Raw genomic sequence first — 19647 nt, forward strand, 5'->3', positions numbered from 1 at the left:
GTGAGCTTCGAAGGCGATCTCCTCGCGCACCTGCCGCAGTTGCGCCGTTATGCGCGCGCGCTGACGGGCGATCGCGCCTGGGCCGACGATCTCGTGCAGGACGCCACCGAACGCGCGCTGAATCGCGCGGGATCGTTTCATGCAGGCACGAACTTGCGCGCATGGCTGTTCACCATCATGCGCAACCTGTATATCGATCAGCTGCGCGGCCGGCGCGATATCGCAGTGGACGATGAAACCGCGCCCTGGCGGCAGATGGCCGCGCCGCGCGGAGAAGTGGACGGACTCGTGTTGCGGGATGTGCAGCGCGCGCTCTATTGCCTGCCGGTGGAACAGCGCGAAGTGATGCTGCTCGTGTGCGTCGAGGAAATGAGTTATCAGGAGGCATCCGTGGTGTTGAACGTGCCGACCGGAACCGTGATGTCGCGTCTGTCGAGGGCGCGCGAACACATGCGGGTTCTGCTCGGTGAGGAACCGAACCGCAAGGCTTCGGCGTCATCGTTGAAAGTGGTGAGCCGCTCATGACAGACCAAGACCGTTCACCTGGAAACGGCGCGCACACCGGGCAGCCCATGCCGGATCGCGACCTGCAGGCGCTGTCTGCCTTCGTCGACGGCGAACTGAGCGGCGACGAGCGCGAGGCCGCAGCCCAGCGTGTTGCCAGCGATCCCGCAAGCGAGGCGACCGTAGCAGCCTATCGCGCGCAGGACACCGCATTGCGCGCGTTGTTCGCCGATCAGGGCGAGCCGCAGGTCATCCGCCTGAAGCCGCGCCCGCGCGAGCGCTATTTGCTGGCCGCATGCTTCATGGTGGTCGGTGTGGCATGCGGCTTCCTGCTGCATATGCTGTTGCCCGCGCTCGGCGAGTCGAGCCCGCCATTCGCCGAACGCGCTGACATCGCCTATGCGGTGTATGCGCCCGAGCAACGGCACGCGGTGGAAGTGGCGGCGTCGCAGCAGGATCATCTCGTCACGTGGCTTTCGAAACGCCTGAACCGTTCGGTGACGATTCCGTCGCTGACGGAGTACGGGTTCCAGTTGGTCGGCGGACGGCTGTTGCCGGACGAGGAAGGGCCTGCGGCGCAGTTCATGTACCAGAACGCGGCAGGCGAACGGCTGACGCTGTACATGACCACGGCAACCATCCGGCGCAACGACACGAAGATCCGCGTATTGCGCGACGGCCAGCGCACCACCTTCTACTGGGCGTGGAACCGGGTGGGCTATGCGCTGTCGGGGCAGATCGGCGAGGCGAAGCTGCAGGCGATTGCCTACGACACCTGCAAGGAACTCGGCGGCGATCCGAAGCGCTGGTGAAGCGCATTGTCCGCATACGTCAAAAGGCCGCAGCGACATCAGATCGCTGCGGCCTTTTTCATGCGCTCACTCAAGCGCATGCCCGATGCATCAATAGCGATGCGGAGGCGGCGGCGCTACGTGATGATGATGGCTTTCCCATTCACGCCGCTGCCAATAGCGATGCCCGTCCCAGTACCGTTCGCCGTGCCAGCCTACGCTGACGTGATGCGGCGCGTAGTGATGCGTGTCCGCCGAGGCGGCGTTTGCGAGGCCCAAACCCAGGGCCGCCGCGAGGGTGGCGATCAACACACTCTTTTTCGTCTTGTTCATGATGTTTGCTCCTGTTTCGTGTCTGGACGCCGCGGGTTCGCGCGTACAACGACTACGCGAACTGCGACATGCTCAATCCAGGTTGACTGCGTGCGGCACGGGTAAGATCAACGATAGTAGTCGCCGTGATGATGGTGATAACCGCCGCCATCCGGAACGACGATGCAGCCGGACAGCGCACCGCTCAACAACACGCCCAACGCTGCAAGGATCGCTATTCTTTTCATGGGTTTCTCCGTGTGAATCCATGGAGACCAATGTAGCGGTTAGCAAAATGACAAGCCGTGTTCCTTTGTAAGCAAACGTGTAACCTGAAATATTCGCGATGGCCGTCTGTAAAGGCGCGCCGGCGGATACCAGACGCATTGCATGAGGGCATAAGCCGGGCTATCCTGAACTCCGACATGAAGCGTCGGAGTGGACATGGCTCATATCAGCACTGGAGTGGAGTATGCGTTGCACTGCATGCTGTATCTCGCGGAGCCGCCACACGGCGTGCGCGAGGCCGGCGTGCGCGATCTCGCGGAATTGCAGGGCGTGCCGGCGGACTATGTCGCCAAGCTGTTCACCAAACTGCACAAGGCGGGACTCGTCGTGGCGACAGAAGGCGCGCGCGGCGGTTTTGCGCTCGCGCGGCCATCGAGTGAAATCAGCGTGCTGGATGTCGTCGATGCCATCGATGGCGACAAGCCGCTGTTCGAATGCCGGGAGATTCGCGCACGCTGCGCGGTGTTCGGCGAGGACGTGCCGCCCTGGTCGACCAGCGGCGTATGCGCGGTGCACGCGGTGATGAAGAACGCCGAGAAACGCATGCGCGAGGCGCTGGCCGCGGACCATCTGGCGGACCTGGCGGGCCGCGTTCACGCGAAGGCACCGCGCGCTTATGGCCGGCAGGTCGTCAAGTGGCTGGACGGCCGCACCCTGCAGCGGCGTCCCCGGCAGAAGTAGCCCAAAGCAGGAAGATCAGCGGACGATCTTCGGCTTCATGTTGGGCGTGAGCGAAACGCCGACGACTTGTCCGTCGCGCACGCCGCAGCGGCTGTCCATGCGCGTCCATTGTTCCTTGCCGCGCGCTTTGGCGAAGGCGCGCATCACGATGACCTTGTCCACCGGAATCGGATTGCCGAGACTCAGGATCGGCGTTTCGCTGTCGATCTTCGCGGCCAGCACGCGGCGGTCGGGCACGATCAGCGTGTCGTACTTCGGGGCGTGTTCCACCCAGCGGTCGAATGCCGCGACACATTGCACGACGGCGTCGGGCACGCGCAGCCTGGTCAGATACGAGTAGTCCTCGGGCAGGTCCGGCGTTTCCTGCGCCTGGACGAGCTGAAACATCGAAGCCGACAGGGCGAGCGCCAGCAAGGCGGGAGCAAGAGTGTTCTTCATGCGGTGGGCGATCCAAAGAAGCGGGGACGTTCGACAGGCGCGGATCGCCGGGACACGGATCGCGTGAAGGGCGCTGTGGTTACGATGCGCGCGCCTGCGCAGGGATGGCGCGGAGTATACCGTGTGAGGTTTCGTGCCGTCGAGCGGAACGCGACGCTCGAAGGCGTATCGAAAGGCTTTGTGACGCGTTGTATCCTTGGTCAGGTCTCGGGGAGGGCACGTGATGAAGAGGGCGCGCTGGTCGCAAGAGGATGGCACGGGGATCGAGCATCTCGTGATGAATGTGTCCGCGAAGGGCATCGTGATCGAGAGCGCCGTGGTCGGCGAAAGCGATGCGCAGACATTCGGTCTCGTGTACCGCATTGAATGCGATGCGCGCTGGCAGGTCACGCGTCTCGCACTGAAGCTTGCGGGCGGCGCGGCGCTCGATCTGCATCGCGACGAGCACAACAACACATGGCGCGATGCAGCCGGCACGCCGCTCGATGCGCTGAGCGGCTGCATCGACGTCGATCTCACCGCGACACCCTTCACCAACACGCTGCCTATCCGCCGGCTCGCGCTCGCACGCGGCGAGCGGCGCGTGATCCGGGTCGCCTATGTGCGCGTGCCCGAACTTGCCGTGAGCGCGGCGGAGCAGGCGTACACGTGCATCGAACCGGGCCGGCGCTATCGCTACGAGGGCCTCGATACGGGCTTCACGGCGGAGATCACCGTCGATGCGGACGGTCTGGTGCTCGACTATCCCGGTTTGTTCAAACGGATCGTGTAGAACGTGTTGTGACGCGAGCGGCGATAATGCCCTTTCAGGCACGCACCGACCCCTATCCCTTTCTCCGACCATGAACGATACGACTTCTCCCCGTCTCACGAGCTTGTCCCACGGCGGCGGCTGCGGCTGCAAGATCGCGCCTGGCGTGCTGGCGGACCTGCTGAAGCGCGCGACGCCGCTGCCCGTGTTCCCGGATCTGCTCGTCGGCAACGACACCGCCGACGACGCCGCCGTCTACCGGCTCAACGACGAACAGGCGATCGTCGCCACGACCGACTTCTTCATGCCGATCGTCGACGACCCGTTCGACTTCGGCCGCATCGCCGCGACCAATGCGCTATCCGATGTCTACGCGATGGGCGGCAAGCCGATCCTCGCGCTCGCCCTCGTCGGCATGCCGATCAACGTGCTGCCGCATGAAGTGATCGCGCAAGTGCTGAAGGGCGGCGAAGCAGTGTGCGCCGAGGCGGGCATTCCTGTCGCGGGCGGCCATTCCATTGATTCGGTCGAGCCGATCTACGGCCTCGCGGCGATTGGCATCGTGCATCCGTCGCGCGTGAAGCGCAACGCCGCCGCGCGTCCCGGCGACGTGCTGGTGCTCGGCAAGCCGCTCGGCGTCGGCGTGTTGTCGGCGGCGCTGAAGAAGGACCGGCTCGACGCGGCCGGCTATGCCGCGATGATCGCGGCGACGACCAAACTGAATCGGCCCGGCGCAGAACTCGCGCAGCTGGATGGCGTGCACGCGCTCACCGACGTCACCGGTTTCGGCCTGCTCGGCCATACGCTCGAACTGGCACGCGGCGCGCAATTGACGGCGCGCATCCGTTACGCGGACTTGCCGTGGCTGCCGCAGGTCCAGGACTTCGTGCGCGAAGGCATCTACACCGGCGCGTCCGGACGGAACTGGAATGCCTACGGCAGTGACATCACGCTGCACGTCCAGGGCGACGAGGCGCGCGCCTTGCTGACCGACCCGCAGACCTCGGGCGGCCTGCTCGTTTCGTGCGCGCCGGACGCCGTGAACGACGTGCTCGCCATCTTCCGCGCCGATGGTTTCGACGCTGCCGCCGTGATCGGCGAAATGGTCGATGGCGCGGGGCGCGTCGAGGTTTCCTGACCACCACTCAAGCACACGACCGCATGAACGAAGAATCACCGAAAGCGATTTTCTACGCGCTCGCCGCGAACTTCGGCATCGCCGTCTGCAAATTTGGGGCGGCGGCGTTCACCGGTTCGGGCTCGATGTTCGCAGAGGCCATCCATTCCACCGCCGACTGCGGCAATCAATTGCTGCTGCTGTTCGGGCTGAAGCGCGCGCAGGCGCCGGCCAATGCGCTGCATCCGCTGGGCTCGGGCCGCGAGATCTACTTCTATGCGCTGATCGTGGCGCTGTTGCTGTTCTTCGTGGGCGGCGCGTTTTCGGTTTATGAAGGCGTCCACCGGCTCATGCATCATGAACCGTTGTCGAATCCGGTCGTAGCGCTGGTCATTCTCGGCATCTCCGTCGTGCTGGAAGCGTTCTCGCTGGCGGGCGCGATCCGCGAGATCCGCAAGAGCACACCCAACAAGTCCTTGTGGCGCTGGTTCCGCGAAACACGCGAATCGGAATTGCTGGTGGTCGCGGGCGAGGATGTCGCCGCGCTGATGGGCCTTGCCATCGCGTTCGCCGCCGTGCTGATGACGATGCTCACCGGCAATCCCGCCTTCGACGCAGCCGGTTCCATCGGCGTGGGCGTGCTGCTGATGATCATCGCGTATCTGGTGGCGCGCGAAGTGAAGTCGATGATCGTCGGCGAGTCCGCAAGCCCCGAAGTGCGCAAGGCCGTCGACGCGCATTTGCGTGCGCGTCCCGAGATCACGCACATCATCAGCCTCATCACGCTCCAATGGGGCAAGCACGTGGTCGTGGCGGTGCAGGCGGAAATGATTGACTACCCGAGCGGCCGCGTGATGATCGACGCGATCAACGTGATCGAGGACGACTTGCAGCGCACCTTTCCGCAAGTGCGCTGGGTGTTCTTCGAGCCGGATGTCGCGCGCGATCGCAACGAGCCCGCCGCTGCGGGGTGAGGCGTAAGACGTGAGGCGCGCACGTTAGCGTAGACTGCTTCCAGATGCCCCCGGATGCGGCCGCGGTGTCTCGGGCGTGGCGGGCAGCTGGGTTTGTCCGCGTGCCGGAACCTGGGTGACGCCCATCTCGGGCAGAGGCGCGGCGTCATATCGCGAGGGCGCAGCAGGCGCCGATGCCGCCATGCCCTGATTGCCGCTCGCGGTCTGCGCGGCGGCTGGCGCGCCAAGTGCTACTCCGATCAGGGCGGTCATCAGCGTAGGGCGTGTCTTTGCGACGCGCCACGTCTGTTCCGTTCTCTTTTGCATCGATGCAAGCGTCCTTGTGACTCCACGCTGCATCTCAAGCAGAGTTTGTACCGCAGCAGTAAAGCGCGCCGGAAAGCCTTCCGACGCGCAGGTTTCTTCGCATCACCTTAGGTCGTGCGCGTTGTCCGCATCGAGTCCCCGAAATTTCGTAATCTCATCCGACCCATGCGCAAAGTTCTTCTTGCCGTTTTGTTCTTCACCGTGTCGAGTCTGCTCTCGACGTTTCCGTCATCCACCTTTGCCGCAGCCGGCGCCGCGACGCATGCGTCGCAGCCGGCGGTCGCGCTGACTCCGCAACAGGCGCGCGATGCGCTCTCCGTGCTCAACGATCCCGCGCGCCGCTCGCAGGTCGAGGACACGTTGCGCGCGGTCGCCGCCGCGGGCGCGCTGGCCACGCCTCAGCCAGCGAGCGCGCCGCAGGAGGTGTCGTCAGCGGCGCCTGCATCGGGCGCATCCGGCGTGCTGGCGCATTCGCTGACCGCGAATGGCCTGGCTTCGCAGTTGTCGCGTCAGGCCGGTTACTGGCTTGTGCAGATCGGCTCGGGCACGCGTCATTCGATTTCCACACTGCTCGACTTCGGTTCGGTCGCCGCATGGTGGCGCGGCAGCACCGCGACCGATCAGGGGCGCTTGCTGCTGGGCCGCGTCGCGTGGACGGTGCTGGCGTCACTGCTCCCCGCGGTGCTGCTCGAACTACTGTGCTCGCGTCTCCTGAGGAAGCCGCGCGCGCGGCTCGCAACGCGCGGCGTGGCGGATGCCGAGGTGCAGGAACCGGAACTCGTGCAGGACCAACGCGCGGCCGAGCGTGCGGAAGACGTCGCGGTACGCAGCGGCGACGAAACCGCAATGCATCTCGCCGAACGCAAGGCAGACAGCGCACGTGGCCAGCGTCACGCCGCGCGGCACTGGACCTTGCTGCAACGGCTGCCGAGCGCGCTGCTGCATGGCCTGCTGATGCTGGCGCCGCTGGTCGTGTTCATCGGCGCGGTGACTTTGCTGATGTCGCTCTTCATCGACGACAACACGCCCCAGGCGCGCGTCGCGGGCGCGTTGATCGATGTCTATCTCGTGTGCCGGGCCATTGTCATCGTCAGCGGGTTCTTCCTTGCGCCGCGCGCCAGCGGTCTGCGCCTGTTGCAGATGCGCGATGTCTATGCGGTGTACACACACCGCTGCGTGAGGCGGATAGCGACCGTGGCGGGCGTGGGCATCGCGCTCGCCAACGCGGGCGAGGAAATCGGCTTGTCCGGCGACGCGCGCATTGCCGTCCTCAAGATCACGCTGCTGATCGTGCATCTGATGATCGCGTATGTCATCTTCGAGTCGCGCAACTCGGTGGCGCAAGCCATCCGCGAGCGGGCACGCGCGAACCGCTCGGTGCGCCTGTTCGGCAACTGGGTCGCCGACGTCTGGGCCGGCGTCGCGATCTTCTTCGTCATCGCGCTGTGGTTCGTGTGGGCGCTCGACGTAAAGAACGGCTATCGCACGTTGTTCCATCTTGGCGGCCTGTCGCTGCTGGTGCTGATCGGCGCGCGCGTGCTGGCAATCGTCGTGTTCGGTGCGCTGGGGCGTGTCTTCCGTGAAAACGACGAAGACGACACCGCGCAGCAGTCCATCGTGCGCCGTCGCGCGTATCGCTATTACCCGGGCTTGCGACGCTTCGTGCAGGCGCTCATCGGGATCGTCACGCTGATTGCGCTGCTCGAAGTGTGGGGCGTCGACATCATCCATTTCTTCACGGCGGGCGGCATCGGCAACCGGCTGGCATCGGCGATCGTGACTATCGCGGTCGCGGCGCTGTTCGCGTTGCTGGTGTGGGAAGGCGCGAATGCGATGGTAGAGCGACGTCTCGAACAATGGACCGCGAGCGGCGAACGCCTGCGCGCCGCGCGCCTGCGCACGCTGCTGCCGATGATGCGCAGCGGCCTGTTCATCGTCATCGCGATGGTCGTCGTGCTGACGGGGCTGTCGGAGATCGGTGTGAACACGGCGCCGCTGCTGGCGAGCGCGAGCATTTTCGGCGTCGCGCTGGGCTTCGGTTCGCAGAAGCTGGTGCAGGATCTCATCACCGGCATCTTCCTGCTGATGGAAAACGCGATGCAGGTCGGCGACTGGGTCACGCTCGCGGGCGTGTCGGGCACGGTCGAATATCTGTCGATTCGCACGGTGCGTCTGCGCGGCGGCGACGGCTCGCTCTATACCGTGCCGTTCAGTTCGGTATCGACGGTGAACAACACGAACCGGGGGATCGGCAACGCGGCGGTGCGCGTGTCGATTGCACTCGGCCAGGACGTCGATCTGGCGATTTCCACGCTGAAGGAAATCGGCACGGCGTTGCGCGACGATGCCGCGTTCCGTGACGGCATCCTGTCCGACTTCAGCTTCTGGGGCGTCGATGCCGTCGACGGTTCGACGGTCACGCTCGCGGGACAGATCCAGTGTCGCGACAGTTCGCGCTGGCCGGTGCAGCGCGAATTCAACCGGCGTATTCTCAACGAATTCACGGCGCGCGGCATCGAGATAGCCAATCCGCAACGCAATTTCGTCATTGTCAACGGCGGCGATGCGGGAGGCGCTCAGGATCCGGCGCAGGATCCCGCTAATGCCGGCGCTCAGGACGCCGATAAGGCAGGCGCGGAGCAGCGGGGCGAGCCATCGCGTGCGGCCCAGCATCCGACCAGCGAAGCGGCCGGTTCCGCGGGCGTGGCTTCCAGCGCGCCGCCGCCGCGCGCGACGCAAGGCGGCTCGTAAGCGGGCGCGCTTCGACACGATTTGCAACATGGAGCGCTTATCGGCTCTCCTATAATTGCGCGGGCTGGCCGTGCCCGGTGAGCGGGCCCGGCCTTCTTTCGAAGGTCGAACCTTTACGAGGATCCGCCCGCATGAAAATCGCTCCCGCGTCACGTTTCAAACTCCAATCAAGCGCGCTTCGAACGACATTCCCAACCGAAAAAGCCAGGAAATCGATGCGCGCGACCGCGCTCGCACTGGGTGTCGCGAGCCTGATCAGCGTCACCGGCTGCGCTTTCGCCCAACAGCGCGGCGACAATCCCAGCAACGATCACGACCGACACGGCGATGGCGGCCGTCCGGTCAAGGTCATGATCATCAGCATGTTCGGCCCCGAGGGCCAGGTCTGGCTCGACAAGCTCGGTCCATGGGACACGGTGGAGGTGGCGGGGCTGTCGCCGGACTATCCCGCGGTCCACTGCAATCGCGACGAAGTCTGCGTCATGACCACGGGCATGGGTCACACCAACGCGGCGGCCTCGATCATGGCGCTGACCTTCTCCGACCGGTTCGACCTGCGCAACACCTACTTCCTGATCGCGGGTATCGCGGGCATCGATCCGGCGCGCGGTACGGTGGGTTCGGCGGCGTGGGCGAAATATCTCGTCGATTTCGGCATTCAGTGGGAGCTCGACGCGCGCGAGAAGCCCGCCGACTGGCCGAGCGGTTTCCTGGGCATCAATACCAAGGGACCGAAGGAAAAACCGCCGCTCGACTATCGGACTGAAGTGTTCGCGCTGAATCCGGCACTCGCCGACGCCGCGTACGCCATGTCACGGAACGTGACCCTTTCGGACAGCGACGAAGGGAAGGTTGCGCGCGCGAAGTTCGGCTATGCGCCTGCGAATCAGCCGCCGCGCGTGATTCAGTGCGACACGCTGGCGGGCGACACGTGGTGGTCGGGAAAATACATTGGCGAGCGGGCACGCGAGTGGACCCGTCTGCTGACGGACGGCAAGGGTGTCTACTGCACGACGCAGCAGGAGGACAACGCGACCTTCGAAGCGCTCAAGCGGGCAGCGAGCGTGAAGCGTGTCGATCTGTCCAGGCTGGCGGTGCTGCGGGCGGGCTCGGACTTCGATCGTCCTTACGAGGGACAGACGGCCGCGGACAATCTTCTGAACTATTCATCGCAGGGTGGGTTTACGCCGGCGATCGAAAATTTGTATCTGACAGGCAATCCATTCGTGCAGGAGGTTGTTACACATTGGGGCGCGTGGAGAAAGGGTGTGCCGCAGCGTTAATCCATCTGTAACCAAGCGGGCGGTTAACCCGAGTAACACGCTGGTAACACGTCTAAGGTATTTATTACTCATCAGGCCGCATATCCGTGAAACAGCGGAAATGCGGCTTTTTACTGTCTATTTCATTCGATGAATAACTGAAAATTTCTTGAAAATGCTGTCAACGGACTGGCTGAAGCCCTCGTTATGGCTGACGTCGGGCAAATACTCTGAAGAAAATGCGAGTTACGCCCTTCAAGGCGGCGAAACATCAGAAGAATAGCTGTCTCAGCCTTTACAAGTAACTTTGGATCGCGCGAAAAAATTACCGATACGAAGTGTTGTTTGCAACAAAATATTATTGAGATGACCTTGCTTTCGTTCCAGCCCGTACTTAGAATCCGTTTCACAGTGTTGTTACAAGATGTAACGCACTGAAACAAAGATTACGCAGTACGTAGCCGGGCGGAACGAGCCTGGTGAGGCACAAAAAAGATATCGGCAAAAAGCCGGCGGGAAATTCGGGGATTTACTGGAAGTTGCAACCATGAACGGTCGCGAAACGCTGGAATCGATCCGGGAAATCAATCTGTCGTACATCATGCTCGCGCAGCGTCTTTTGCGCGAAGACCGCGCCATCGGGATGTTCCGGCTCGGTCTGTCGGCGGAACTGGCTGACTTGCTGGCGGGCCTCACGCTCGCTCAGGTCGTCAAGCTTGCTTCGTCGGACAACCTGCTTTGCGCTTTCCGTTTCAACGATCACACGATGCTGTCGGCTTTGACGCAACCCGCCAAGAACGCGGACATTGCGCCGACGCACGCAGCAATCCTGCTGGCTGGCCAGCCGGCTGAACAGTTCGCTTAAGTGACGACGGAGCGAGCCATGCTGAAGAAGAGCCTCACTGAAGACGCCCAGGAAGTGTTCCGCGCCATCGCGCTGATTGAACTCGGTGCGCGCATGCAAGTGCTTGAAAGCGAACTGACGCTTTCGCGGGACCGCATGATTCGTCTCTATCGGGAAGTGAAGGGCGCATCGCCTCCCAAGGGCATGCTGCCGTTCTCGGCGGACTGGTACATGACGTGGCTTGCCAATATCCACGCATCGCTGTTCTACAACACCTATACGTTCCTGAAGAACGAAGCCGGTTGCTCGCATCTCGATGCGTTGACCAAAGGGTATCGGCTGTATCTCGAGCACTGCAATCATAGCGGCGCCGAGGCGGTACTTGACCTCACGCGGGCCTGGACTCTTGTGCGCTTCTTCGACGCGGGCATGCTGCAGATGACCTCATGCTGCCGCTGCACCGGGAAGTTCGTCGCACACAAACATGATTTGCAGAACAACGTGGTGTGCGGGGCCTGCCAGCCGCCGTCACGCGCGGGGAAGACCAAGAAAGCGGCGGCCGCGAAACAGGCCATTCAAGAAGCCGCGCTGGAGGTAATGTCGAAGAACGAAGTGCCGGAGCACGCGGAGCACACGGTACTCGATCACGTAGCGGCGTTACAGTCGCAACGGGCGGGCCTGGTCGCACAGGCTGCTTGAGCGGTGGCGGCACCGGGCGCCTGCGGGGACCGCCCGCCAGGACGGTAGACGACCGGACCGCCGCCACCGCACTTATCTTTTCACCGCGGTTTCGTTTCGAATGTTTCAGCCCGGCGCGATGTTCACGCCGGGCTGTTTGTTTTCGCGCCAAGTAAAATGCTTCGATGGCACGCGCTCTCGAAGATAACGATCCGGTTTCCGCACGACAGGGTTTTCTGCTGACTCGTCACTGGCGCGACACCGCGGCCGGCGCCGAAGTCGATTTCTGGCTCGCTACCGATGACGGGCCGCAGAAAATCCGCATCGGCGTGCAGACGAGCGTCGCGTTCATCCGCGAGGAAGATCGCGCGAAGGCCGAGCCGCTGATCGGCGCCGTGCGTGATGCTTACGTGCGCGCACTGCCATTGCGCGACTTCCTGCAAAAGCCGGTGCTCGGACTGTATTGCGCGCAGTATCGCCAGCTGCTCGCGCTCGAAAAGAATCTGCGCCATGCAGGCATGAATGTCTATGAAGCCGATATCCGCCCGCCCGAGCGCTATCTGATGGAGCGTTTCATCACGGCGCCGGTATCGTTTGAAGGCGTCGTGCGCAACGGCATCATCGAAAGCGAGCTGAAGCCGGCGTCGGATTATCGGCCGGCGCTGAAACTCGTGTCGCTGGATATCGAAACGAGTGCGCGCGGCGAACTCTATTCCATTGCGCTCGAAGGCTGCGGCGCGCGTCAGGTCTACATGCTCGGTGCGCCGGAGGAGACATCCGGCGACGTCGACTTCGCGCTCGAATATTGCGCCACGCGCGCCGACATGCTGCGCCGCTTCAACGCGTGGATCGCGCATCATGATCCGGACGCGATCATCGGCTGGAACGTAGTTCAATTCGATCTGCGCGTGCTGCAGCGTCATGCCGACGACTTCGGCGTGCCCCTCACGCTCGGTCGCGACGGCAGCACGGTGGAGTGGCGCAAACACGGCATCAACCGCAATCACTTCTTCATCTCGATCGCGGGACGGCTCGTGATCGACGGCATCGAGGCGCTGCGCTCCGCCACCTGGAGCTTTCCGTCATTCAGCCTGGAGCATGTCGCGCAGTCGTTGCTGGGCGAAGGCAAGGCGATCGATACGCCCTACGCGCGCATGGACGAAATCGAGCGGCGCTTCCAGCACGACAAACCAGCGCTCGCACGCTACAACCTCGTCGATTGCGAACTCGTCACGCGCATCTTCGAGAAAACCCAACTGCTTTCGTTCCTGCTCGAGCGCGCCACCGTCACCGGCCTGCAGGCGGATCGCAGCGGCGGTTCGGTGGCGGCCTTTACGCACCTGTACATGCCGCGCATGCATCGGCTTGGCTATGTCGCGCCGAATCTCGGCGACGTGCCCGAGGAAGCCAGTCCCGGCGGCTTCGTCATGGACTCGCGGCCCGGCCTGTACGACTCGGTGCTCGTGCTCGACTACAAGAGCCTGTATCCGTCGATCATCCGCACGTTCCTGATCGACCCGGCGGGGCTCGCGCAGGGCATGAGCCTGCCCGCTGACGCCGATGCCGTGCCCGGTTTTCGCGGCGCACGTTTCGCGCGCGACCTTCATTGCCTGCCCGCGATCGTCGCGCAGGTCTGGCAAGGACGCGAAGCGGCCAAGCGCCAGCACAACAAGCCGCTGTCGCAGGCGCTCAAGATCATCATGAATTCGTTCTACGGCGTGCTCGGGTCGAGCGGCTGCCGGTTCTTCGATCCGCGCCTGGCCTCGTCGATAACGATGCGCGGACACGAGATCATGCATCGCACGCGCGAGTTGATCGAAGCGCGCGGCTACAGTGTGATCTACGGCGATACCGATTCGACCTTCGTCTGGCTGCGGCGCGCGCGCAGCGAGGACGACGCCGCGCGCATCGGACAGGCCCTGGTCGCGCATGTAAACGAGTACTGGCGCGAGCACTTGCGCGAAACCTTCAGGCTGGAGAGCGCGCTCGAACTCCAGTTCGAAACGCACTTCAAGCGCTTCCTGATGCCGACGATCCGCGGCGCGGAAGAGGGCAGCAAGAAGCGCTACGCGGGCATGACGACGCGCGCGGACGGCAGCGACGACATCATCTACAAGGGGCTGGAAACCGTGCGCTCCGACTGGACGCCGCTTGCACAACGCTTCCAGCAGGAACTCTACACGCGCATCTTCAAGGGCCAGCCCTACGACGACTACGTGCGCGATTACGTCGGCCGCACGCGGCGCGGCGAACTCGACGAACTGCTCGTGTACCGCAAGCGCCTGCGCCGCACGCTCGGCGACTATCATCGCAACGTGCCGCCGCAGGTGCGCGCGGCACGCATCGCGGATGAATACAATCGCCGCCACGGTCGTCCGTTGCAATACCAGAACGGCGGCTGGATCAGCTACGTCATGACGACGGCCGGCCCCGAGCCGGTGGAGGCGCGTCATGCGCCGATCGACTACGAGCACTACGTCAGCAAGCAACTCCAGCCCGTGGCCGACGGCATCCTGCCCTTCGTGCGCGATGACTTCGCCGGACTGATGTCGGGCCAGCAGGAGCTGTTCTAGAAGCGCATCCCGACGCCCGCTTCGATGATGTCCGCGTCGCGGTCGTAGCGGGTCACCACACGGTTCCACGTGACGCGCGCGAGCCAGCGCTGATCGAACCGATAACTCGCCGACAGCGACACGAGCCCGGAGAAACGGCCATCGCCGGTGCGGTTCTGCGGCAGGTCGTCGTTTTGCGTGATCGAAAGATAGGGACCGGCGCCGACGCCCAGCGTCAGCCGGTCGTCGAAGAACGCGCGCGTGGCCCAGATCTGCGCGGCAATGCCGTCGCGGCGCGACTGCACGTGTCCGCCTTCGTGCAGGTACGACGCCGTGACATCGACGTAATGCCACAGCCCGCGCCGGTACTCGACGCTCTCCGCGAGGTTCGACTCCGAGTCGAGACTGTTGAGGATGGTGGTCCCGAGCATGACGGTGACTTCGTTGTTCGTCACGTTGCTCGAGCGCGAGAGCGGACGTGCGCGCGGTCCCCGGCCTTCCGGCGCATCGAGCTGATAGCCGATGCCGAACAGGAGCGCGGTCGTGTCCGGGCCGCCGGACGCCTGCACGCGGTTGAGCTTCACCTCGGCGATCCAGCGGCTATCGAAGTAATACGCGGCGCGCAGCGAAAACAGGCCGCCCCAGCCGTGCGTATTGGAATAACCGCCGCCCAGTTGCGCCTGCTTGGTATCGAACCAGCGGTACGGACCCGCGCCCGCCGATAGTTCCAGCCGGTCGTTCCAGAGCGGCAGCCGCCCCCAGAATTGCAGGGACTGGCCGTCGCGATGATGATCCGGGATATGGCCTTCGTTGACCCAGGAAAAACTCCAGGCTGCGTAACGGCCAATGCCCTCGCGATAGCTGGCCTCCCACGAGTAGGTGTGCTGGCTGCTGCTCTTGAGCGGGCCGGCCAGCAAGGTGAATTCCTGTGCATGGGCGGTCTGGCTCGCGACACCGAGCGCCGCACAGGCAATCAGGCACGCTGCGGTTCGGCGATGGCGGTCTTCTTTTGGCTTTGTCATGAAGCGATAGGAGTGCGCAACTGCACGGCGCACGGTCAGACCGTCGGATTCGAAGAACGTCGGAACGAACGGCTGGCCCGAACAGACCGGACAGTGGAATGCGGTCCGGTTGTTCGCCACCACGTGCACATGGAGGCGCCTCGCCGGGCCGATTCAGGTTTCTCTTCCCTCGATCCGCGCGAACAGGCGATCGAGGCTATTGCGCAGGAATGCAGCGAACGCGTCGTGCGTGACAGGTTTCATGACGCAGCAGCGCACCAGGGTTGTTTCGTCCGTCTCGTCGGCGTCCAGGTGAACAGCGCCCGGCATGAAGTCTTGCAACGCCACCCGATTACGCGAAAACCATAACAGCTTTTGATCTCCGGCACCGTGGAACTGTGCGTTGCCGATCATTCGCTCACTGAGCAGTTCAATTCTGCGCGCGTCTGATACTACCTGTTCGGCTGGACAGACGCAGAAGTTGAGGATGCAGAGATCCGGCGAGAACAGGCTTTTGAAGCGGTGAGTGACCCCGTCGAGCAGGAAGGCGGGCTGCGCATTGAGCGCGTGATGGAGCCGTGTCGCGGTCAGCGCGTTGCCGGCAAGCAAGGCGCCCAACCCGTTCCGGTGAAGGCCGAGCAGACGATGCGCGGTCCATACGGCAGCCGCGGCAGCGCCCGGCCGGGCGCCTTCCAGCGTGTGAGGACCCGCTTCCATATGTTCCCTTAGGCGCGAAGATAACGGCCTGAAGTAGCGGGTCTGGCTGGCAATGGCCCATGAGAAGCGGCGGTCGCGAATCGCCAGGCAGCCGGCGGGATAGGGGACGCCGGCGCATTTGTGTGGATCGACCGTGACGGTGTCGGCATGACAGAGTGCTTGCAGTGCTTCCACCACCTCCGGCTTCAGCACTTCGGAGACGTGCGGAGCCGTGCACGCGTCTTCATCGATGCAAGGCTCAAGCAAGGCGCGGTAATAACCGCCGAACGCGGCATCGACGTGCAGGAAGAAGGACGCGCCAAAGCGTTCTTCGCACTCGAGTCGCAGTGCCACGATGCGGTGAATCTCGTCGACGCTGCCCTCGCCGCTGCTTCCCGCCGTGGCGATCACGGCAACGACCGGACGCGCCGCCTCGAAATGAGCGAACAGGCGCTCGCGCAGCGCCGTCATGTCGATGCGCATCGACGCGTCCATTTCCACCGGTTCGAGCACCAGTCCGAGCAAGTCGGCGCACTTGTCCCAGGAATAGTGACGCCCGCTTGCCACGAGAATCCGTCCGCCGCGTAGTGCGGGATGATCGTGGAGTGCGTTGATCCGCGTCCGCAACCGGTCCGGTGGGTCGTGTCGGAGCGCTTGCGCGAGCCGCTCGACGATCTCGCGAGGCGGCAGATTGCAGAGGAGGGGGGCATCCGCCGGGCTATTCCCTTCGGCAAGCGCAAAGGGCACGCGCCGCAAATTCCGCGCGATCCACATGGCCTCGTAGTTGGCGGCATGCCCGCCGGACGTGAGATGCGCCCAGCCTTGTTGCGGATCGAACCCGAAGAGGCCGCGGAAGTCGTCGCTCAGTTCGTGTTCCAGCGTCGTGGTGACCGGCGACGCTTCCGGCGTGACGTTGTTCGGGTTGTAGAGCATCGCGGCGAAGTACGCGAGTCCCGCGGGCAGCAGCGGGTCCGGATTCATGTGCGCGAGATACTGCGGCGCGGGCCACGGCGTGGAATCCGCTTGCAAGCGCCGTGACAACGCACCCAGCAGCTCGACCGCGCGGTGCAGCGCCCGGTCGTCCGCTGGCGGCCGTTCGGACACGGGCCCTTTCCAGTCCTGGTGCCACTGGCAGTAGTCGTCGAAAAGATGCACGAGCGTATCGCGGAAGACCGTCTGGCTATCGCGATGAGGCCATAGATGCCGCCAGCGAGCGAGCGGATCGTCAAGTTCCGGACTCACGCGGCGAGGCCGGTCGATCCGGATGCTTCCGTCAACGCGGCGATGCGTGCGTGAACCTGATCCATCTGGTCCCACGCCTGTCTGCATGTCACGATCAGACCGGCGAATCGCTCGGCAGGAAGGTTCTGAAGCCAGGATCGGCCGAGGTTGCGGTGGTCGTCGTCCACCTCAGCGTGCAGGTCGAAGTAGCACGCGTCCTGCACGCGCTGCGGGGAAAAGAACGGGCGGCTCGCCTGGCCGAACAGGAAGCCACTCGCTTCCACCACCTGATGCACGATCACCAGTTTTGCCGCTTCATTGGCGTGCAGCATCATGTCCACGAACCACTGTGCCGCTCTTTCGAGCATGGGATCACGGGTATGGCCTTCGAGACCATGCTGATCCTGCAACATCGTGTCGTGTCCAAGCTCGTCGCGCAGATGACGCGTGTAGAGGGGCAGCAGACTCGGTTCGGTGCAGAACGCCTGCCGCGCATGAATGATCCGTTGAAAATAGCGCGACCAGACAAGCAGCGCCTCCAGGAATCGTCTGCGTCGCGCTGCGTCCGAGCGTAAGCGATTGCCGCGCAACAGCTGGAAGAGCGAATTGCGTCCATGCCGCTCGAGCAGCAGCGCATTGGTTCTCTCGAGACTCTCGAATGAATGCGTCGTGTCATTGCCGAACGCAACTCTTGGCGCGCCTTCGTCTTCATAGAGTCCGTTGCCGTCAAACTGAATGGAAAGTCCGTGGAATTGCTGTCCGTCACAGGTACGGAAACCGTGCAGTCTTCCCGCGGGCACGCACGCAGCGTCTCCTTCGCTCAGCAACTGCTCCGTTGCTCCTGTCAGATAAACCGAACCGCTGCAAATCAGAATCATCGAGGGCACGGGGTGAACATGATTGTCCAATCTTTCACCATCTTTCAGATTGACCCAGCTGAACGAGCTGCGGCCGTGCTCCGGAATGAATTCGCGAAAGAAGGGGTGTCGGCGAAAATCGCGATGTTCGCCGAGCGAATGAGTTTCGCCATCGACTTGAATCGACATAATGGCCGGGATAGCGCAGCGCTTGATGACCTGAACCTTCGAGATAGCATGGTTTGCGAGATTTTCTGGATGGATCATTTCTAGAGGCGAAGACAGGTTGATTGATTAACTAGTTGATCGATCTCAATGCGCGAATGACGCGTTCGTTGTCGGCGGCCGTACCGACGGAAAAACGAATGCAATCGTGCAACCCTTCAGGATTGAAGAGCGGTTCGATGCGGCAAGCGCGTAGTGCACGGACCACATTGCTGAAAGAGTGCGTGCGTATGGTGATGAAGCCGCAGTCGCCGCCCCAGATGGCGGAGACGCACGCAAGAGACGCGAGGCTCTGATAGAGCGCGTCGCGTGCGTTCCGGAACTGCTCGATGCCGCGCATGATTTGGGCGGGATGTGCGAGGATTGCGTGGGCGGCGTTCGCCGCCACGGACGAGATCGCAAACGGCAGTTGAACCCGGCGCAGCGGTTCAATAAATCTTTCCGCACCGAGCGCCGCGCCTATTCGCAGTCCGGCCATGCCAAGTGCCTTGGACATCGTGCGTAGAATCAAAAGTCGGGGAAACGTTTCCAGATGACGCAGATTCGAGGGTAACCGGCTGTACTCGACATAAGCTTCGTCCAGGATGACAAGGCCTTCAAAGCGCGTCAGCAGCAACTCAATGTCGGCTTGATTCAGGCGGCTGCCAACTGGATTATTCGGATCGTATAGCACGACACCTTTGACCTGGCTTTCGCACATGGCATCGATGTCGAGGCGGTCATATGCCGGGCCGGTGAGCGGAACGGCCACGACTTCGATGCGATGAATCGCCGCCAATCGGGAGAACACGCCGAAACACGGCGGCGTCAGGGCAATCCGGTCAATTCCGGGTTCGAAAAACGCCTTGAATACCTGTTCGAGTGCGCCAGCAGCACCCATTGTCAGAATGAGGTTTGAAGCATTGAGCGCAAGTGGTGCCGCGTGGTGCGTTTGCTCGGCTGAGCGAAGCCAGTTCAGATAGCTTTCGGGCAGCTTGAGCATTGCATCGTTGCCGAAACCAGGGTAACGACAGTGCTCTGTGCCAAAAGGATTCTCGTTGTTTCTCAAAAGCAGGGTTTCAAGCTTGTCGGGATCGGGCGGCTTCGGAACCAAAGGCCCGAACTCATCAATGACGCTACGTGCGAACGGCGATATCAAAGCTTTTCTCCATCATCACGATCGTAATCGTTGGGAATGGTTTTTATCCCGTAAAAGCCCACTGATCCACAGGCAGTGCGTTAATAATCAAATGCTTTGCGCGTCAAGTTGTTTCAAGAGACAGCATAAATCAGCTTATCCGTTTCCCTAGCGGGAAAATTCTTAGAGGTGGTTTCAAAAAGACGTTGAAGGGGCTGTTAACTCCATGGGCATCCTGTTAACCTTGAGCATCGTAGCGATGAGATCGAGGGCATGGATAA

17 protein-coding genes are annotated in these 19647 nt (G+C 63.0%); 11 read left to right on the plus strand and 6 right to left on the minus strand.

The features are described from left to right. Nucleotides 1-525: an RNA polymerase sigma factor gene (locus QCE63_RS29180; protein WP_309820080.1), complete on the plus strand. Its 525-nt coding sequence runs from the start codon at nucleotides 1-3 to the stop codon at nucleotides 523-525. Further along, nucleotides 522-1316 carry an anti-sigma factor gene (locus QCE63_RS29185; RefSeq protein WP_309838012.1) on the plus strand — a complete coding sequence of 265 codons (795 nt, stop codon included), beginning with the start codon at nucleotides 522-524 and terminating at the stop codon, nucleotides 1314-1316. Before QCE63_RS29180 ends, QCE63_RS29185 begins: the two co-directional genes overlap by 4 nt. Nucleotides 1317-1406: 90 nt before the next feature. Here QCE63_RS29185 and QCE63_RS29190 read toward each other — a convergent pair whose 3' ends face one another. Further along, a complete protein-coding gene (locus tag QCE63_RS29190; protein WP_309820084.1) occupies nucleotides 1407-1628 on the minus strand; it encodes a hypothetical protein in 222 nt (73 codons plus the stop codon). A 423-nt stretch (nucleotides 1629-2051) separates the two neighbouring features. On the opposite strand from QCE63_RS29190, the gene QCE63_RS29195 reads away from it, so the two are divergent. After that, a complete protein-coding gene (locus QCE63_RS29195; protein ID WP_309838013.1) occupies nucleotides 2052-2576 on the plus strand; it encodes an Rrf2 family transcriptional regulator in 525 nt (174 codons plus the stop codon). 15 nt (nucleotides 2577-2591) lie between these two features. On the opposite strand, the gene QCE63_RS29200 is transcribed toward QCE63_RS29195, so the two are convergent. Next, entirely contained in the window at nucleotides 2592-3014 is a 423-nt protein-coding gene (locus tag QCE63_RS29200) for a BspC domain-containing protein (protein ID WP_309838014.1), read from the minus strand. 223 nt (nucleotides 3015-3237) lie between these two features. Between QCE63_RS29200 and QCE63_RS29205 the strand changes: the two genes are divergently transcribed. The 8 genes from QCE63_RS29205 to QCE63_RS29240 all read left to right on the plus strand — a co-directional run bounded on the left by QCE63_RS29205 (nucleotide 3238) and on the right by QCE63_RS29240 (nucleotide 14270). Next, the gene (locus QCE63_RS29205; protein WP_309839312.1) at nucleotides 3238-3786 is read left to right on the plus strand and encodes a putative glycolipid-binding domain-containing protein; all 549 of its coding nucleotides are present in this window, start codon (nucleotides 3238-3240) and stop codon (nucleotides 3784-3786) included. 70 nt (nucleotides 3787-3856) lie between these two features. Then, entirely contained in the window at nucleotides 3857-4903 is a 1047-nt protein-coding gene (selD, locus tag QCE63_RS29210) for a selenide, water dikinase SelD (protein ID WP_309838015.1), read from the plus strand. A gap of 23 nt (nucleotides 4904-4926) precedes the next feature. Then, entirely contained in the window at nucleotides 4927-5856 is a 930-nt protein-coding gene (locus QCE63_RS29215) for a cation diffusion facilitator family transporter (RefSeq protein ID WP_309838016.1), read from the plus strand. A 471-nt stretch (nucleotides 5857-6327) separates the two neighbouring features. Then, nucleotides 6328-8913, plus strand: coding sequence for a mechanosensitive ion channel domain-containing protein (locus QCE63_RS29220; RefSeq protein ID WP_309838017.1), 2586 nt, complete (start codon nucleotides 6328-6330; stop codon nucleotides 8911-8913). Nucleotides 8914-9128: 215 nt separating this feature from the next. Then, a complete protein-coding gene (locus QCE63_RS29225) occupies nucleotides 9129-10196 on the plus strand; it encodes a purine nucleoside permease (RefSeq protein ID WP_309838018.1) in 1068 nt (355 codons plus the stop codon). A 526-nt stretch (nucleotides 10197-10722) separates the two neighbouring features. Then, nucleotides 10723-11040: a flagellar transcriptional regulator FlhD gene (gene flhD, locus QCE63_RS29230; RefSeq protein ID WP_061115821.1), complete on the plus strand. Its 318-nt coding sequence runs from the start codon at nucleotides 10723-10725 to the stop codon at nucleotides 11038-11040. Nucleotides 11041-11058: 18 nt separating this feature from the next. After that, nucleotides 11059-11718, plus strand: a complete 660-nt coding sequence (gene flhC, locus QCE63_RS29235; RefSeq protein ID WP_309838019.1) for a flagellar transcriptional regulator FlhC — start codon at nucleotides 11059-11061, stop codon at nucleotides 11716-11718. 164 nt (nucleotides 11719-11882) lie between these two features. After that, on the plus strand, nucleotides 11883-14270 hold the full coding sequence (locus tag QCE63_RS29240; RefSeq protein ID WP_309838020.1) for a DNA polymerase II: 2388 nt from the start codon (nucleotides 11883-11885) through the stop codon (nucleotides 14268-14270). On the opposite strand, the gene QCE63_RS29245 is transcribed toward QCE63_RS29240, so the two are convergent. From QCE63_RS29245 to QCE63_RS29260, 4 genes are all read right to left on the minus strand, one after another. Further along, complete coding sequence (locus tag QCE63_RS29245) at nucleotides 14267-15271, minus strand: hypothetical protein (RefSeq protein ID WP_309838021.1); 1005 nt, start codon at nucleotides 15269-15271, stop codon at nucleotides 14267-14269. The two genes, QCE63_RS29240 and QCE63_RS29245, sit on opposite strands and share 4 nt — an antisense overlap. A gap of 153 nt (nucleotides 15272-15424) precedes the next feature. Beyond that, nucleotides 15425-16879 (minus strand): pyridoxal-dependent decarboxylase, encoded by a 1455-nt coding sequence (locus QCE63_RS29250; protein ID WP_309838022.1) that lies wholly within the window; start codon nucleotides 16877-16879, stop codon nucleotides 15425-15427. Between the two features lie 305 nt (nucleotides 16880-17184). Continuing rightward, on the minus strand, nucleotides 17185-18291 hold the full coding sequence (locus QCE63_RS29255) for a hypothetical protein (RefSeq protein WP_309838023.1): 1107 nt from the start codon (nucleotides 18289-18291) through the stop codon (nucleotides 17185-17187). 31 nt (nucleotides 18292-18322) lie between these two features. Next, nucleotides 18323-19387, minus strand: coding sequence for an aminotransferase class I/II-fold pyridoxal phosphate-dependent enzyme (locus tag QCE63_RS29260; protein WP_309838024.1), 1065 nt, complete (start codon nucleotides 19385-19387; stop codon nucleotides 18323-18325). Between the last annotated feature and the right edge of the window lie 260 nt (nucleotides 19388-19647).

Origin of the sequence: Caballeronia sp. LZ065 (assembly GCF_031450975.1) — a bacterium.
Taxonomy (GTDB): Bacteria; Pseudomonadota; Gammaproteobacteria; order Burkholderiales; family Burkholderiaceae; genus Caballeronia.

What these genes read in the sequence shown, in the direction of transcription:
- QCE63_RS29185 (WP_309838012.1), top strand. Translation starts at nt 522, where the DNA reads ATGACAGACCAAGACCGTTCACCTGGAAACGGCGCGCACACCGGGCAG.
- QCE63_RS29190 (WP_309820084.1), bottom strand. Translation starts at nt 1,628, where the DNA reads ATGAACAAGACGAAAAAGAGTGTGTTGATCGCCACCCTCGCGGCGGCC.
- QCE63_RS29195 (WP_309838013.1), top strand. Translation starts at nt 2,052, where the DNA reads ATGGCTCATATCAGCACTGGAGTGGAGTATGCGTTGCACTGCATGCTG.
- QCE63_RS29200 (WP_309838014.1), bottom strand. Translation starts at nt 3,014, where the DNA reads ATGAAGAACACTCTTGCTCCCGCCTTGCTGGCGCTCGCCCTGTCGGCT.
- QCE63_RS29205 (WP_309839312.1), top strand. Translation starts at nt 3,238, where the DNA reads ATGAAGAGGGCGCGCTGGTCGCAAGAGGATGGCACGGGGATCGAGCAT.
- selD (WP_309838015.1), top strand. Translation starts at nt 3,857, where the DNA reads ATGAACGATACGACTTCTCCCCGTCTCACGAGCTTGTCCCACGGCGGC.
- QCE63_RS29215 (WP_309838016.1), top strand. Translation starts at nt 4,927, where the DNA reads ATGAACGAAGAATCACCGAAAGCGATTTTCTACGCGCTCGCCGCGAAC.
- QCE63_RS29220 (WP_309838017.1), top strand. Translation starts at nt 6,328, where the DNA reads ATGCGCAAAGTTCTTCTTGCCGTTTTGTTCTTCACCGTGTCGAGTCTG.
- QCE63_RS29225 (WP_309838018.1), top strand. Translation starts at nt 9,129, where the DNA reads ATGCGCGCGACCGCGCTCGCACTGGGTGTCGCGAGCCTGATCAGCGTC.
- flhD (WP_061115821.1), top strand. Translation starts at nt 10,723, where the DNA reads ATGAACGGTCGCGAAACGCTGGAATCGATCCGGGAAATCAATCTGTCG.
- flhC (WP_309838019.1), top strand. Translation starts at nt 11,059, where the DNA reads ATGCTGAAGAAGAGCCTCACTGAAGACGCCCAGGAAGTGTTCCGCGCC.
- QCE63_RS29240 (WP_309838020.1), top strand. Translation starts at nt 11,883, where the DNA reads ATGGCACGCGCTCTCGAAGATAACGATCCGGTTTCCGCACGACAGGGT.
- QCE63_RS29245 (WP_309838021.1), bottom strand. Translation starts at nt 15,271, where the DNA reads ATGACAAAGCCAAAAGAAGACCGCCATCGCCGAACCGCAGCGTGCCTG.
- QCE63_RS29250 (WP_309838022.1), bottom strand. Translation starts at nt 16,879, where the DNA reads ATGCTCTACAACCCGAACAACGTCACGCCGGAAGCGTCGCCGGTCACC.
- QCE63_RS29255 (WP_309838023.1), bottom strand. Translation starts at nt 18,291, where the DNA reads ATGATCCATCCAGAAAATCTCGCAAACCATGCTATCTCGAAGGTTCAG.